Source organism: Streptomyces soli, assembly GCF_003999195.1.
In the GTDB taxonomy this organism is placed as follows: domain Bacteria; phylum Actinomycetota; class Actinomycetes; order Streptomycetales; family Streptomycetaceae; genus Actinacidiphila; species Actinacidiphila soli.
In genome coordinates, this window is record NZ_RJVR01000323.1 from 55,770 (window position 1) to 70,174 (window position 14,405).

13 protein-coding genes are annotated in these 14,405 nt (G+C 71.2%); 5 read left to right on the forward strand and 8 right to left on the reverse strand.

Translation table 11 applies throughout. From position 1 onward, the window contains the following. Positions 1–6 precede the first annotated feature (6 nt). The 3 genes from efeB to map form a co-directional block, all read right to left on the reverse strand. Entirely contained in the window at positions 7–1,329 is a 1,323-nt protein-coding gene (efeB, locus tag EFK10_RS37535) for an iron uptake transporter deferrochelatase/peroxidase subunit (RefSeq protein WP_127360124.1), read from the reverse strand. A gap of 46 nt (positions 1,330–1,375) precedes the next feature. Next, positions 1,376–2,503, reverse strand: a complete 1,128-nt coding sequence (gene efeO / locus EFK10_RS37540; RefSeq protein ID WP_127360125.1) for an iron uptake system protein EfeO — start codon at positions 2,501–2,503, stop codon at positions 1,376–1,378. An 83-nt stretch (positions 2,504–2,586) separates the two neighbouring features. Beyond that, a complete protein-coding gene (gene map / locus EFK10_RS37545; RefSeq protein ID WP_127360126.1) occupies positions 2,587–3,450 on the reverse strand; it encodes a type I methionyl aminopeptidase in 864 nt (287 codons plus the stop codon). A 52-nt stretch (positions 3,451–3,502) separates the two neighbouring features. Here map and EFK10_RS37550 point away from each other — a divergent pair, with 52 nt between their 5' ends. After that, positions 3,503–3,742: a hypothetical protein gene (locus EFK10_RS37550; RefSeq protein ID WP_127360127.1), complete on the forward strand. Its 240-nt coding sequence runs from the start codon at positions 3,503–3,505 to the stop codon at positions 3,740–3,742. Between the two features lie 89 nt (positions 3,743–3,831). Here the strand turns inward: EFK10_RS37550 and EFK10_RS37555 are convergent, their stop codons facing one another. Both EFK10_RS37555 and EFK10_RS37560 read right to left on the reverse strand, forming a co-directional pair. Next, positions 3,832–5,109, reverse strand: a complete 1,278-nt coding sequence (locus EFK10_RS37555) for an MFS transporter (protein WP_127360128.1) — start codon at positions 5,107–5,109, stop codon at positions 3,832–3,834. A 54-nt stretch (positions 5,110–5,163) separates the two neighbouring features. Continuing rightward, complete coding sequence (locus EFK10_RS37560; protein ID WP_127360129.1) at positions 5,164–6,102, reverse strand: dihydrodipicolinate synthase family protein; 939 nt, start codon at positions 6,100–6,102, stop codon at positions 5,164–5,166. Between the two features lie 229 nt (positions 6,103–6,331). Between EFK10_RS37560 and npdG the strand changes: the two genes are divergently transcribed. Continuing rightward, positions 6,332–7,051, forward strand: a complete 720-nt coding sequence (npdG, locus tag EFK10_RS37565; protein ID WP_127360130.1) for an NADPH-dependent F420 reductase — start codon at positions 6,332–6,334, stop codon at positions 7,049–7,051. Between the two features lie 95 nt (positions 7,052–7,146). Beyond that, entirely contained in the window at positions 7,147–7,338 is a 192-nt protein-coding gene (locus tag EFK10_RS37570) for a hypothetical protein (RefSeq protein WP_127360131.1), read from the forward strand. On the opposite strand, the gene EFK10_RS37575 is transcribed toward EFK10_RS37570, so the two are convergent. Next, positions 7,328–8,131 carry a site-2 protease family protein gene (locus EFK10_RS37575; RefSeq protein ID WP_127360132.1) on the reverse strand — a complete coding sequence of 268 codons (804 nt, stop codon included), beginning with the start codon at positions 8,129–8,131 and terminating at the stop codon, positions 7,328–7,330. The genes EFK10_RS37570 and EFK10_RS37575 overlap by 11 nt on opposite strands. Positions 8,132–8,393: 262 nt before the next feature. On the opposite strand from EFK10_RS37575, the gene EFK10_RS37580 reads away from it, so the two are divergent. Further along, complete coding sequence (locus EFK10_RS37580) at positions 8,394–11,723, forward strand: BTAD domain-containing putative transcriptional regulator (RefSeq protein ID WP_127360133.1); 3,330 nt, start codon at positions 8,394–8,396, stop codon at positions 11,721–11,723. Here the strand turns inward: EFK10_RS37580 and EFK10_RS37585 are convergent. Both EFK10_RS37585 and ligD read right to left on the reverse strand, forming a co-directional pair. Continuing rightward, positions 11,692–12,504: an ATP-dependent DNA ligase gene (locus EFK10_RS37585; RefSeq protein WP_240677713.1), complete on the reverse strand. Its 813-nt coding sequence runs from the start codon at positions 12,502–12,504 to the stop codon at positions 11,692–11,694. The two genes, EFK10_RS37580 and EFK10_RS37585, sit on opposite strands and share 32 nt — an antisense overlap. Further along, on the reverse strand, positions 12,501–13,403 hold the full coding sequence (gene ligD, locus EFK10_RS37590) for a non-homologous end-joining DNA ligase (protein ID WP_127360134.1): 903 nt from the start codon (positions 13,401–13,403) through the stop codon (positions 12,501–12,503). The genes EFK10_RS37585 and ligD overlap by 4 nt, the downstream gene beginning before the upstream one ends. 32 nt (positions 13,404–13,435) lie before the next feature. On the opposite strand from ligD, the gene ku reads away from it, so the two are divergent. Continuing rightward, positions 13,436–14,353, forward strand: a complete 918-nt coding sequence (gene ku / locus EFK10_RS37595) for a non-homologous end joining protein Ku (protein WP_127360135.1) — start codon at positions 13,436–13,438, stop codon at positions 14,351–14,353. Positions 14,354–14,405: the final 52 nt, after the last annotated feature.

Sequence of the window (14,405 nt, forward strand, 5' to 3'; positions counted from 1 at the left end):
GGTCGGTCACTTCCCTTCAGAGGATTCGAACAAGGTCCGGCCCCACCAGTCGCCGCCCTTCCGGACGCCCGGCGGTACGACGAAGACCGCCGAACCCACGTGCTGGATGTACTCGTTGAGCGCGTCGTGCTGCGCCAGCTGCTTCTGCAGCGGGATGAAGCCCGAGCGCACGTCACGCTGGTACGCGAGGAAGAACAGCCCCGCCTCCAGGCGGCCCAGACCGTCCGTGCCGTCCGTGAAGGAGTAGCCGCGGCGCAGGATCGTCACGCCACTGTTGTCGGGGTGAGCGAGCCGGACGTGCGCGTCGGGCTTCATGGCCTTGAAGTTGGGGGCGTCGCGCTCGTTCCTCTTGCCGATCGGGGCGCCCTCGCCCTTCGTACGGCCGAAGACGTCCTCCTGCTCGCCGAGCGAGGTGCGGTCCCAGGTCTCGATGTGCATCCGGATCCGGCGGGCGACCAGATACGAGCCTCCGGCCAGCCAGGCCGGGCCGTCCGACTCGGAGACCCAGACGTGCTTGGTCTGCGCGGCCCTGTCGGAGCCGGCGGCATTGTGCGTGCCGTCCTTGAAGCCCATCAGATTGCGCGGGGTCTGCTCGTCGGGGGTGGTCGAGGAGGTCTTGCCGAAGCCGAGCTGCGACCAGCGGATGGCGACCTTGCCGAAGCCGATGCGGGCGAGGTTGCGGATCGCGTGGACGGCGACCTGCGGGTCGTCCGCGCAGGCCTGCACGCACAGGTCGCCGCCACTGCGCCGGGTGTCCAGGGCGTCGCCGGCGAACTTCGGCAGGCCGACCAGCGCCTCGGGCCGGTGCTTCTTCAGGCCGAAGCGGTCCTTGCCGTCCTTCTCGAACAGCCCGGCGCCGAAGCCCACGGTCAGCGTCAGCCGGGACGGCTGCAGGCCCAGCGCCTCTCCGGTGTCATCCGGCGGCGCCTCGGCGAGGCCGCCGACTGCTCCGTCGCCGACCGGCTGTCCCTTGGCCATCATCGCCGCCGCGTCCGTCCAGTCCTTGAGCAGCTGGACCAACTCGTCGCGGTCGTCGGTCGTGATGTCGAACGCCGCGAAGTGCAGCCGGTCCTGGACGGGCGTCACAATGCCCGCCTGGTGCGTGCCGTGGAACTCGACGGCCGCCCCCGCCGACGCCGCCGACTGCACGTCGCTCCCGGTCCTGAGAGCGGCGACCGCCCCGCCCGCCGCCGCCGCGCCGAGCACGACACCCGCGCCGGTCCAGCCAATGACTGACCGTCGGGTGACCGGGGGCCGGGCCTCGTCCGGGTTGCCCGAGCCGGCCGGCTCGGGCTCTGCGGCTTCGCCGGTTACGGTGGTGTCGGCCATGGCCTGCTTGCCTTCCCTCAGCGTGTTTCCTCTGGTCCCAGGTGGGCTACTTGGCTACCGCTGCCGCCAATGTGGAAAGCGGCTCGGCCAGCGAGTTGACGGCGTCGGCCAGACCCTTGCGGTCGGTCTTGCCGACGGTGTCGTACGACACGAAGCCGTCACCCTCGCGGTAGGTGTCCAGGAGCTTCTTGATCGACGTGAACTGCTTGTCCAGCTCCTTGGTGAGGGCCGGCTCGTTCTCCGACGCGACCGGCTTCAGCAGCTGGTAGGCCTTCTCGGCGCCTTCGACGTTGGCGTAGAAGTCCGACAGGTCGGTGTGGCTGTAGCGGTCCTCCTCACCGGTGACTTTGCCGGTGGCGACCTCGTCGAGGAGTTCCTTGGCACCGTTGGCCATGCTGGTCGCGGTGATCTCGGCCTTGCCGACCCGGGCCTGCCAGTCCTCGAGGTCGGTGACCAGCTGGGCGGCGAGCTTCTTCTCGTCCGGGCCGATCTTCTTGTCCTGCCACAGCGCCTTCTCCAGGCGGTGCCAGCCGGTCCACTTCTGGCCCGCCTCGACACCGTCGGCGCGGGTGTCGGTCTTCGGGTCGATGTCACCGAAGGACTCCGCCACCGGCTCGGCGCGCTCCCAGCCGATCCGCGAGTTGGCGAACTCCGTTTTGGCGCCGGCGATGTCGCCCTTCTTGATGGCGTCGGCGAACTTCTTCACCGCCGGAATCGTCAGATCGGCCTGCGCCTGCGCGTACTGGCGGTACTCGGCCACGGCCGTGTCCAGGCGCGGGTCGGTCTTCGCCGCGCCCTTGCCGGTGACGGTGATCTTCTGCCGGATGCCGTCGCCCTTCATGCCGGGCTTGCAGGCGACCTCGTACGAACCTGCCTTGATCTCCGCGGTGATGGTGGCCTTGGTGCCGGGCCCGATGTTCTCCCGCTCGGTCACGATCTTGTCGCTCGGCGTGTAGACGTAGACCTCGGTGATCTTCGAGCCCTTGTTCTGCACGGCGATCTTGACGTGACCGGCCGGGAAGGTGGTCTTCGAGACCTGGCACCTGCTGTCGGTCGCGGTCACCTGCACCACGTCCGAGCCCTTCGCGGCCGTCTTCTCGGCGCACCCCGTGACAGCGGTGACGGCGACCACTATGCCGACGGCGGTGACGGCGGAGGTGCGGGTGGCGGACATGCGGGCTCCAGGTTGCAGGCAACAGTTAGGGCAGCCTTCCCTTGGGAAGGCTGCCCTAACCTATATGAGCCTTGCCTAACCTGTCATGCCCCGGGCGGCCACGGCAGCGTAAGGATCTCCGCACCCGTGTCGGTCACCACGAGCGTGTGCTCGAACTGGGCTGTGCGCTTGCGGTCCTTGGTGACCACGGTCCAGCCGTCGTCCCAGATCTCGTAGTCGTAGGTGCCCAGGGTCAGCATCGGCTCGATGGTGAAGGTCATCCCGGGCTTGATCAAGGTGGTCGCGCGCGGGTCGTCGTAGTGCGGGACGATCAGCCCGGAGTGGAACGACGTGTTGATGCCGTGGCCGGTGAAGTCCCGTACGACGCCGTAGTTGAAGCGCTTCGCGTACGACTCGATGACCCGGCCGATCACACTGATCTGCCGGCCCGGCTTCACCGCCTTGATCGCCCGGTTCAGCGACTCGCGGGTGCGCTCGACCAGCAGCCGCGACTCCTCGTCGACATCGCCGACCAGGTACGTGGCATTGGTGTCGCCGTGCACGCCGTGGATGTACGCCGTCACATCGAGGTTGACGATGTCGCCGTCCCGCAGCTCCGTCGAGTCCGGGATGCCGTGGCAGATGACCTCGTTGATCGACGCGCACAGCGACTTCGGGAAGCCCCGGTAGCCGAGGTCCGACGGATAGGCCTGGTGGTCGACCATGTACTCGTGCGCAATCCGGTCCAGCTCGTCGGTCGTCACGCCGGGCGCGATCGCCTTCGCGGCCACCTCCATCGCCCGGGCGGCGATCCGGGACGCGATGCGCATCTTCTCGACCGTCTCGCTGTCCTGGACCTCCGGCCCTGTGTACGGAGTCGGGCCAGGCTTGCCCACGTACTCCGGACGCGGGATCGAAGCGGGGACGGGGCGGGGCGGCGAGAGCTTCCCGGGCACGAGGACTGACATGTCAGCGAGTGTATCGGCGTGTCCGGCGGGCGATGTCGGGCACCATTACGCCATGGCTCTGTTCAAGCGCGTACGAAAGCCGGCCGGCAAGCCGGGCGAGTGGTACTACTGCCTCGAGCACAAGAAGGTCGAAGAGGGCCCCGAGTGCCCGGCCAAGGACCGCTTCGGCCCCTACGCGACCCGTGCCGAGGCCGAGCACGCCATGCAGATCGCCGCCGACCGCAACCTGGAGTGGGAGACCGACCCCCGCTGGCACGACGCCGACCGCGCCGGCGACGACGAGAGCGGCTAAGTGTGGCTATGACCTTGGCCGATGGCCATGGCCATCGGCCAAGCTAAGAGGCCGCGCCCGCGACGCCGCCCCATCTATGTGCGCGGCCTCTAAGCGGGCTCCATCGCCGTCCCTCTGGCATGCTCCGCCCGGGCCCGTACCGCGTGCTCGTTGGTCCGGGCGTCGTACGACCACAGCTTCGGCAGTGACACCGCCAGCAGCGCCACCGCCGCCACGCACGACAGCCCGCCCGTCCAGATCGCGGCCCGCACCCCGATCAGCGCTCCCACGCCGCCCGCCCGGATCTGGCCCGCCTGCGGACCGACGGTGAAAGACAGCACGCCGATGCCCGCGAGCCGGCCCCGGAACTCGTCCGGGATCGTCTGATTCCACATGGCCGTACGGAAGATGCCGCTCACGATGTCGATGCCGCCGGCCAGCATGAGCAGCGGCAGCACCAGCCAGACATGGCGCACCAGCCCGGCCGCCGTCACGGCCAGCCCGAACACCGTGGCCGCCGCGACCATGGCCCGCCCGTGGTGATGCACCCGTGACGCCCACCCGCTGGTCACGCTCACCAGCAGCGCACCCGCCGGGAACGACGCGTACATCGGCCCCAGCGCCCAGGGGGCGTGCAACGCGTCGGCCAGGAACGGGAACAGCGCGATCGGGAACGCCAGCACCGTCGCCGCCAGGTCCACCGCGAAGGTCCCCAGCAGCTCCTTCCGGCTCCAGGCGTACCGGGCGCCTTCCGCCAGTGCCGCCAGCGACGGCTTCTCCGCGTCATGCGCCGCCGGCGACGCCCCCATAGCCAGCACCAGCGGCACCGACACCAGGAACGTCACCATGTCGATCGCGTACGCCCACTGCAGCCCCGCGTAGGCGATCAACACCCCCGCCAACGACGGCCCCGCGACCCCGCCGATCTGCCACCGGATCCCGGCGAGCGCCGCCGCCGCGGTCAGCTGGTCGTGCGCCACGATCCTCGGCACGATCGCGTCCTGCGCCGGCCGCTGCAGACCGCTCTGCGCACTGCTCAGCGCGGCGATGACGTACAGGGGCCAGACCATCGGGTGCGGTAGCAACGTGTTGACCAGCAGTGACGCCACCAGCAGGCTTTGGCCCACCTCCGTCCACACGATCACCTTCCGCCGGTCGGAAGCGTCCGCCAGCGCGCCGCCGTACAGCCCGAACACGATCAGCGGGACCAGCTCGACCAGGCCGATGGCTCCGACCGCGAGCGTCGACCCGGTCAGCTCCTTCATCTGCACGGGCACGGCGACAAAGGTCAGGAATCCGCCGAACATCGTCACGGCCCCGCTGGACCACAACAGGCGGAAATCGCGGGACGCGCGCCAGGGCGTCAGATCAGGGAGGAGTCGGGGCACGAGGAGATATCCTCCGCCCGCGCGATGCCGGGCGGCAAACCTATTTCAGGCCTCTTACCCCAGGCCGGCCGCCGACAGCAGTCCCTGCACGTGCTTGACCGCCGTGTCGTCCAACGGCACCTGCGGCGCGGCCGTCGCGGAGCAGGCGATGACCCCGAGCAGATGCAGCGCCGCCTTGAAGGCGCCCAGGGCGGAGGAGCTGCGGCCCATCAGCGACTCCTCGCCCACGTCCACGATGGAGTAGAGCGCCGCCAGCCGGTCCTGCTCGGCCGCCGCCTGCGTCCAGCGTCCGGCCCGGGCGTGCTCGTAGAGCCGCACGTAGCCGTGCGGATCGACATTGCCCAGCCCCGGCACCACTCCGTGGGCACCGGCCAGCAGAGCGCCGTCGACGGCGAGTTCTGAGCCGGTCAGCACCGAGAACGTCCGGTCGAGGTCCCGCCGGCGCAGTTCCACGACGAGCCGTCGCAGCGGTCCGTCGGCTCCGCTGCTGTCCTTGAGTCCGGCCAGGGTGCCGTCCTCGGCGAGGGCTAGGACCGTGGCGGCCGGCAGCTTGGTGTGGACGGCGGACGGGATGTCGTACGCGAAGAGCGGCAGCCCGGTGCCGTCGCGCAGACGGCGGAAGTGGTCGGCGATCTCGACGGGATGTGTCGCCGTATAGAAGGGCACGGTCGCGACCAGCCCGTCGGCGCCCTCGGCGGCGGCCACCCGGGCGTGGTCGAGCACGCGGGCGGTCGTCATGTCGATGGCCCCGGCCAGCACCGGCACCCGGCCCGCGGCCGCCTCCACCACCGTCGCGACCGCGGTGCGGCGGCGGGCGTCCGACAGGTAGGCCGCCTCACCGCTGGAGCCGAGTACGAAGACCCCGTGTACGCCTGCCCGGATCACGTGGTCGGTCAGCGCCCGCAGCGAGACGGTGTCCACCTCGCCCTCGGGGGTCAGCGGGGTACAGAGCGGCGGCACGACGCCGCGCAACGGGGAGGCGAGGGGAGGCATGGGGCGGCTCCAGACGAGACATAGGACGTGGGATGTCAGCCTAATTCCTTCGATCCGGGATCGCCGCGAACGACCTTCCGCGCACAGCGCTTTCCGTCCGTCCCCTTCACTGGACCGACGACCACGCCGGCTTCCGCGTCGAACTGACCGGCTGAGGCGCCCAGGCGAGGGCGGCATCACATCCCAGCCCGATGGGCGACCAGGTGAGGCGGCTGGCAGGATCACGCATATGACTACCGCTGACAATGCCAACACCGCTCCCGCCCCCAAGGCCCCGGCCAAGGACCCCTGGGACCTGCCCGATGTCTCCGGCCTCGTGGTCGGCGTACTCGGCGGCACCGGCCCCCAGGGCCGCGGCCTCGCCTACCGGCTGGCCAGGGCCGGACAGCAGGTGATCGTCGGCTCGCGAGCCGACGAACGCGCCCAGGCCACCGCCGGGGAACTGGGCCTGGGCGTCCAGGGCGCCGACAACGCGGAGACCGCGCGGCGCAGCGACATCGTGATCGTCGCCGTGCCGTGGGAAGGCCATGCCAAAACCCTGGAGTCCCTGCGCGAGGAGCTCGCCGGGAAACTGGTCGTCGACTGCGTGAACCCGCTGGGCTTCGACAAGAAGGGCGCGTACGCCCTGAAGGTCGAGGAGGGCAGTGCCGCCGAGCAGGCCGCCGCGATCCTCACCGAATCGCGGGTCACCGCCGCCTTCCACCACCTGTCCGCCGTGACCCTTGAGGACCCGGCCGTCGAGGAGATCAATACCGACGTCCTCGTCCTCGGTGAGACCCGGGCCGACACCGACCTGGTCCAGGCCCTCGCCAACCGTATCCCCGGCATCCGTGGCGTCTTCGCCGGACGCCTGCGCGGCGCCCACCAGGTCGAGGCGCTGGTCGCCAACCTGATCTCCGTCAACCGCCGCTACAAGGCCCACGCCGGCCTGCGTGTCACCGACCTCTGACCGCGCCCGGGCATGGGGGACAATAGCCGGGTCTTACGACCTGGCGCACGACAGGGAGCGGGCCTGCGGCGCCCTGTCGTGCACCAGGTCGTCACATGATCCGACAGGAGCCGCACCCCATGCCCCGCCTCGCCCTTTACGCCTTCGTCGTCTGCGCCCTCTCCGCCGCCGCCGCCGTCGTCTCCTTCGTCCAGGGCAGTTGGCTCGGCGTCCTCTGGGTCCTCGTCGCAGGCCTGTCCAGCAACATGTGCTGGTACTACGTGCGGCGGGCCCGGCTCAACCGCTGAAGTAGTCGGTGCACTGCTGCGAGTCGCCCTGCCAGAAGCGGAACCACTCCTGACCGCAGATAGTGAACGCATCCTGCACCCCGAAGGTCCGCATGATCCCGTCCACCAGGCCGAAGAACGCGGTGTTCACCTCCGGGATCCACAGGCAGCCGAACACCGCCAGCAGCCCGAACTGTGCGAACGGCTCCACCTGCCTGCGGAAGCTGTACGACAGCCACGGTTCCACGATCCCGTAGCCGTCCAGACCCGGCACCGGCAGCAGATTCAGGATCGCCGCCGTCACCTGCAGCATCGCCAGAAACGCCAGCGCCGACAAAAACGGCCCCGGCACGCTGTCAAACGCACCCAGCGCGAACGGCGCCAGCAGCACCAGCGCGCACGCCACATTCACCAACGGCCCCGCGGCCGAGATCAGGCTGTGCTTCCACCGCCCGCTGATCCGCCCTCGCTCGATGAACACCGCCCCGCCAGGCAGCCCGATCCCGCCCAGGATCACAAAGATCACCGGCAGCACGATGCTCAGCACCGCATGTGTGTATTTCAGGGGGTTGAGCGTCAGGTAGCCCTTCGCGCCGATCGTGATGTCCCCGCCGTGCAGCGCGGTCCGCGCGTGCGCGTACTCATGCAGACACAGCGTCACCACCCAACCCGTCACCACGAACAGGAACACCCCGAGCCCCGCATTCGCCGAGAAGCCCGTCCACGTAGCCCAGCCCGACACCCCCATGATCGCGACCAGCCCTATGAAGATCGGGCTGATCCGCTGCTCGCTACGCGTTGCTGCGGTGGTCATCTCGCGGGGCTCCTCTTACAGTCTTACGGGCGCAGTGCCCTGGCCGCCCGATCATGCCACTTGTCCGCCGACCGTACGAGTGCCGGTCCGCTCCGTGGCCCCCAGCGTGTGGCCGCGCCTCGCCCCTTCCCGAAACCTGTGGGGCCCAGGGGCCCAGCACTGCGAGGGCGGAGTCCGGGAATCCGGCAGCGGCGGGGTGAGGGACGACCACCCGTTGCGGCGATCGCGGAGAGCGCGGCGTCGAAGCAGGGAGAATGGGCGGGTGCACTACGGGATTTTGGGGACGACGCAGGCTTACCGGGACGACGGCAGCGCCGTGCCGTTGGCGGGGACGCGGTTGCGCGCACTGCTTGCGGCGCTGGCGCTGAGCGCGGGACGGGTGCGGACGACGGACGCTCTGATCGGTGAGGTGTGGGACGGGGAGCCGCCGGCGGACGCGGCGGGGGCGCTGCAGGCGCTGGTGGGGCGGCTGCGCCGGGCGATCGGGCATGAGGCGATCGGCTCGGTGGACGGCGGTTACCGCCTCGCCGCCCGTCCCGACACAGTCGACGCGCACCGATTCGAGCGGCTCGTGGACGAAGGCGGCCAGGCCCTCGCCGACGGCGACGCGGCGAAGGCCGCGAGCGCACTGGACGACGCCCTGGCGCTGTGGCGCGGCCCGGCTCTCGCCGACCTGCCCGACCGAGCCTCGGCAGCGCCCCGCTACGAGGCGCTGCGGCTGAACGCCCAGCGGCTCCGCCTCACCGCCGAGGTGACCCTCGGCCGGGCCGAGCGGGTGTTGCCCGAGCTGACCGTCCTGACCGCCGCGCACCCCCTGAACGAGCCGCTGCAAGCACTCCGCATCCGCGCGCTGCGCGAGGCCGGCCGCCCGGCCGACGCGCTCGCCGCCTACGAGGAGGTCAGGCAGACCCTCGCCGAGGAGCTGGGCGCCGACCCCGGCGCCGAACTGCAAGTCCTGTACGCCGAGTTGCTGGCCGCCCCGGAACCGGTCACCCCCCGCGGGAGCGGCAATGCCCGGGCCCGCCTGACGAGCTTCGTGGGCCGCGAGGCCGACCTGGAGGCACTGCGCGCCGACTTGGCGACGGCAAGGCTCGTGACGCTGACCGGCCCCGGCGGCACAGGCAAGACGCGGCTGTCCCAGGAGGCCGGAGACCTGGAGGCGAACCGTTGGCCCGACGGCGTGTGGTTCGCGGAGCTGGCCCCGGTCGAAGACCCCCGCAACGTCCCGGAAGCGGTGGTCAACGCGCTGGGCCTGCGCGAGACGCAACTGCACGGCGGCTCGGCGGCCGAGGCCGCCATCGCGGCGAAGAACAAGGCGAAGGACGCGGCGCTGCAGCTCGCCGAATACTGCGCCGGGCGCCGCCTCCTGCTCGTACTGGACAACTGTGAGCACGTCATCGGCGCCGCTGCCGCGCTCGCCGAAGGGCTGCTGGAGTACTGCCCGGGGGTGGTGGTGCTGGCCACCAGCCGTGAACCGCTCGGCGTACCGGGAGAGTTGGTGCGGCCCGTGGACCCGCTGCCGGAACCGCCCGCGCTGCGGCTGCTCGCCGACCGGGGCGCGGCGGCGCGGCCGGGCTTCACACCGGACGAGGACCCGGAGGCCTGCGCGGAGCTGTGCCGCCGCCTGGACGGGTTGCCGCTGGCGATCGAGCTGGCCGCGGCCCGGCTGCGCGGGCTCACCCCGCGCCAGCTCGCGGACCGCCTCGACGACCGCTTCCGCATCCTGAACGCGGGCAGCCGGACCGTACTGCCGCGCCAGCAGACGCTGCGCGCGGTCGTCGACTGGAGCTGGGACCTGCTGGAGCCGGACGAGCGGGTGCTGCTGCGACGCCTCGCGGTCTTCGCGGGCGGCTGGACCCTCGAAGCCGTCGAGGAGGTCTGCGCCGGAGACGGCATCGAGGCCGCCGACACCGCCGCACTCCTCGGCTCCCTCGTCGACAAGTCACTCGTCCTCGCCGACCTCACCGAGGACGGCGCCCGCTACCGCATGCTGGAGACCATCGCCGAGTACGCGGCCGAGCGCCTGGCCGCCGCGGGCGAGCGGCCCGCCGTCGAGCGCCGCCACATCACCCACTTCCGCGAGTACATCCGCACTGCCGACCCCAAGCTGCGCGGCCCCGAGCAACTGGTCTGGCTGGACCGCCTGGAGCGCGAGCACGACAATCTCCGCGCCGCCCTGCGCCGGGCGATCGACGCCCGGGACGAGCACGAGGCGCTAGTCATCGCCCTGTCCTGCACCTGGTTCTGGGAGATGCGCAACTACCGTGCGGAGCTGCGCTCCTGGCCGGACGCGGTCGCCGCGATGAGCGACGCGGACCCCTTCGCGGAGTCCGAGCCGCTGGTACCGCTGGACCACGGGCCGCTGGACCGGCCGCCGCCGCTGGACCCCCTCCAGCTGCGGGAGGCCCGCCGCTGGGTGAAGCTGGCGGTCTACCTCGGCCACGAGGGCGACATGGAGCACTGGACCGACCCCGAGGCGGTCCGGATCGGCAAGGCCTTCGTGGCCGCCTATCCGCCCGAACTGCCGCAGTCCAGCGTGCGGCCGGGGCTGCTGCGGCCCTTCGGCTGTTTCATGAGCGGCCAGTTCGAGCGACTGGGTGAGCTGGCCGACGAGTCCGTGGCGAGCTGCCGCCGCCACGGCCGCGTATGGGAGCTGGCGTACATCCTGCAGCTGCGTGGCAAGGTCACGAACGACATCGCCGACAGCATGGAGCCCTCGATGAACGACCTCCGCGAGAGCCGTGCGCTCTTCGAGCGGGTCGGCGACATCTGGGGTGTGGCCGAGTGCCTTGGCGGCGAGGCCGAGACCACCGCCGGCCTCGGCGACTGGGTCCGTGCCGCCGAGTGCTGCCGCGAGGCGATAGCGCTGGCCATCCGGCTCGGCTCCCACCAGTACGTGCCGCAGCTGAACGTCCGGCTCGGCGGCGCCCTGGTCAACAGTGGTGAGGCGGAAGAGGGCGAACGCCTGCTCCGCTCCGGCATCGCCGACGCCGAGCGGTTCGGCGCCGGCGGCGACGGCGCCGGCCTCTACGGCCGGGTGCTGCTGACCGGGCTGCTCGGCCAGCGCGGCGACGTGGCCGAGGCGCACGCCCTGATGGACCAGGTGCTCACCGACATGCCCGCGAGCCTTCCGTCGTTCATGAGCGGGCTGCTGCTGGGCATGAAGGGCTGGCTGCTGGGCATCGAAGACGACCCCGCCGGCGGGCTCGCGATGATCGCCGAGGGCATCGAGCGCCTCCTCGACCACCCCCTGGCCTCCGCCATCGCACCCCGGCTCGGCGTCCTGCTGCTCCCCATCGCGGTCGCCACCGTCGCGCGCCTCCCCGAGGCCGCAACCGGTTCGAACCGCGACCGCTTCCGCCGCGCAGCCGTCCTCTTGGGCGCCCAGCAGCGACTGCGCCTGTTCGCCATCCACCCGCCGCAGGCGGCCGCTGTTGCCGAGGCCGTGGAAACGCTGAAGCAGCGGCTGGGGGAGGAGGCGTACGAAGCCGCTTACGCGGAGGGCGCGGATACCGCCGACCTCACCATCGAGCGGGCGGTCGTCACGATGCGCGAGATGGTCACCCTGCCGGGCGCAGCCGCAGCACTGTGATCAGCCCGTGCCGCCCGGTGCCCTGCAGCACCTCCACCGGCAGCGGCGCGTCGGGCCTGGGCGGGACGGGAAGCGCGGCCAGCTCCGCGCGCAGCCCGGCGTCGAGCGGCGCGGTGTCGACCGGCCCGTCGCCCAGGTCGACCACCAGCGACGACCCCGCCGTGCCGATCGCCACCGCGTCCTGGGGCACGCTGTGCCGCAGCTTCAGCCAGTCGCGCCGGCCAGGCCGGTACCGCTGGGCCCGGCCCTTGACGACCAGGCCCTCGATGCCGTTGGCGGCGAGCCCGGCATACCAGGACTCGGCCTCAGCGCGGTCCACGGTCACCGGGACCGGTTGGAGCGGCGGGCCGAGCGGGCCCAGCAGGGAGGTCAGGCCGAGGCGCCGCTCCTCGTACGGGCGGCTCCGCCAGTCCAGACCGTTGCAGGCCAGCAGGTCGAACGCCGCGTAGTTGGCGGCCGGCGTATGCAACCCGCGCAGCGACCGCTTCTGCAACGCACCGAAGTCCAGCTTGCCCTCCCGCCAGATCACCAGCTCGCCGTCCAGTACTGTGCCGGGCGGCAGTGCCTCGGCCGCCTCGGCGATCTCCGGGAAGGTGCCGGTGACCACCCGCCCGGACCGGGTCTGCAACCGCACCGGCCCGGTGAGCACCACCAGCCGGTGCCCGTCGAACTTCGGCTCGTACGCACACCCGCCGGGCATGTCGCCCGGCTCGGGCAGCCGCTCCACCCGCCGTGCCAGCACGACCTCCACGGGCTGCGGAATCGGGTGGCCGGTCGTCACGGCAGCGTCCCCCTCCCGGCGTCGGCGTCCAGGCCGGCGGCCAGGTCACCGTGCTCCTCCACCCGCCGCATCACGTCCTCCGGCGCGAAGGCGAGGTCCTCCGGGCTCCGGCACGCGGCCACCTCGTCCCAGGTCACGGGCGTCGCGACCCCCGGCCGCTCCCGCACCCGCACCGTGTAGGGGCAGGCGGTGGTCTTCGCCGACGCGTTCTGGGACCAGTCGATCAGCACCTTGCCCGGGCGCAGGCTCTTGGTCATCGACACCACCACCAGCCCCGGGTGCTCGTCCCGCATCCGCGCCGCCAGCGCCTTCGCATAGCCGGTCGCCGCCTTTGCCGGGGCGGGCACGAGCGGAGCGTACAAGTGCAGCCCCTTGCTTCCGGACGTCACCGGATACGCCGTGAGCCCGTCGTCGTCCAGCATCTGCCGCAGCCGCTCCGCGACCCGGCAGCACACCACGAGGTCCGCCCCTTCCCCCGGGTCCAGGTCCAGCACCAGCCGGTCGTGCGCGTCCCTGCCCCCCTCGACCTTCCACTGCGGCACATGCACCTCGAACGCTCCCAGGTTGGCCATCGCCACCAGCGCCGCCGTCGAGTCGACCACCACATGCGGCTGCGGGTCCTCCTTGTCCGACACCTCCGCCGTACGCACCCACTCGGGCGTACCGTTCGGCGGCCGCTTCGCGAACCAGATCTGCCCGTCCGGCCCCTCCGGCGCCCGTACGAAGGAGGCCGGCCGCCCGGTGGCATGCGGCACCAGCGCCGCTGCGACCTGCGCGTAGTAGTGCAGCAGCTGGGCCTTGGTGTGGCCGGAGGCCGGAAAGATCACCTTGTCCAGGTGGGTCAGGACCACGCGGCGGCCGTCGACCTCCACGGCCTGCCGCTCGGGCGAGGTCGGCATAGTCTGGAAAGTCCCCACAGGAGGACAAAAGTATGCGAAGCATGTGGAAAGGGGCGATCGGCTTCGGCCTGGTATCCATCCCCGTCAAGCTCTACGCGGCCACAGAGGAGCACGGGGTCTCGCTCCACCAGGTCCACGCCGTCGACGGCGGCCGCATCCGCATGAAGCGCACCTGCGAGAAATGCGGCAAGGAAGCCGCCTACGCCGAGATCGCCAAGGGCTACGAGGACGACGCCGGCCGTACGGCCATCCTCACCGACGCGGACCTCGCGCAGCTCCCCCTGCCCAGCAAAAAGCTCATCGACGTCCTCGCCTTCGTCGACGAGGGCGACATTGACCCCCTCTCGCTCTCCCGCGCCTACTACGTCGGCGCCGAGGCGGCAGCCGCCAAGCCCTACGTCCTGCTCCGCGAGGCCCTCCTCAAGAGCGGCAAGTCCGCCGTCACCAAAATCGCCCTCCGCACCCGCGAATCCCTCGCCCTCCTCCGCGTCCACGACGACGTCCTCGTCCTCCACACCATGTACTGGCCCGACGAGATCCGCTCCGCCAGCGGCCTCGCCCCCTCGGACAACGTCACCGTCCGCCCCCAAGAGCTCAAAATGGCCGAAAGCCTCATGGAAACCCTCTCCGAGGACTTCGACCTCACTGCCCTCCACGACGAATACCAACACGCCCTCGACGAACTCGTCGCCGCCCGCCTCGAAGGCGAACCCGTACCCGAGGTCGCCGAAACCGCCGCCGCCCCCGACAACGTCATCGACCTCATGGCCGCCCTCCAGGCCAGCATCGACGCCCGCGCCGACGAGAAGAAGTCGACTGCACCGGCGAAGAAGGCTCCCGCCAAGAAGACTCCCGCCAAGAAGGCCGCCGCGAAGAAGGCTCCCGCCAAGAAGACAGCGGACAAGAAGGCCCCCGCCAAGAAGACAGCCGCCCGCAAGAAGGCCGGCTGAGGGGCGGCGGCCGCCAATTTCAGCCCGTCCGGCGTTTGAGGACCGGGGGGAC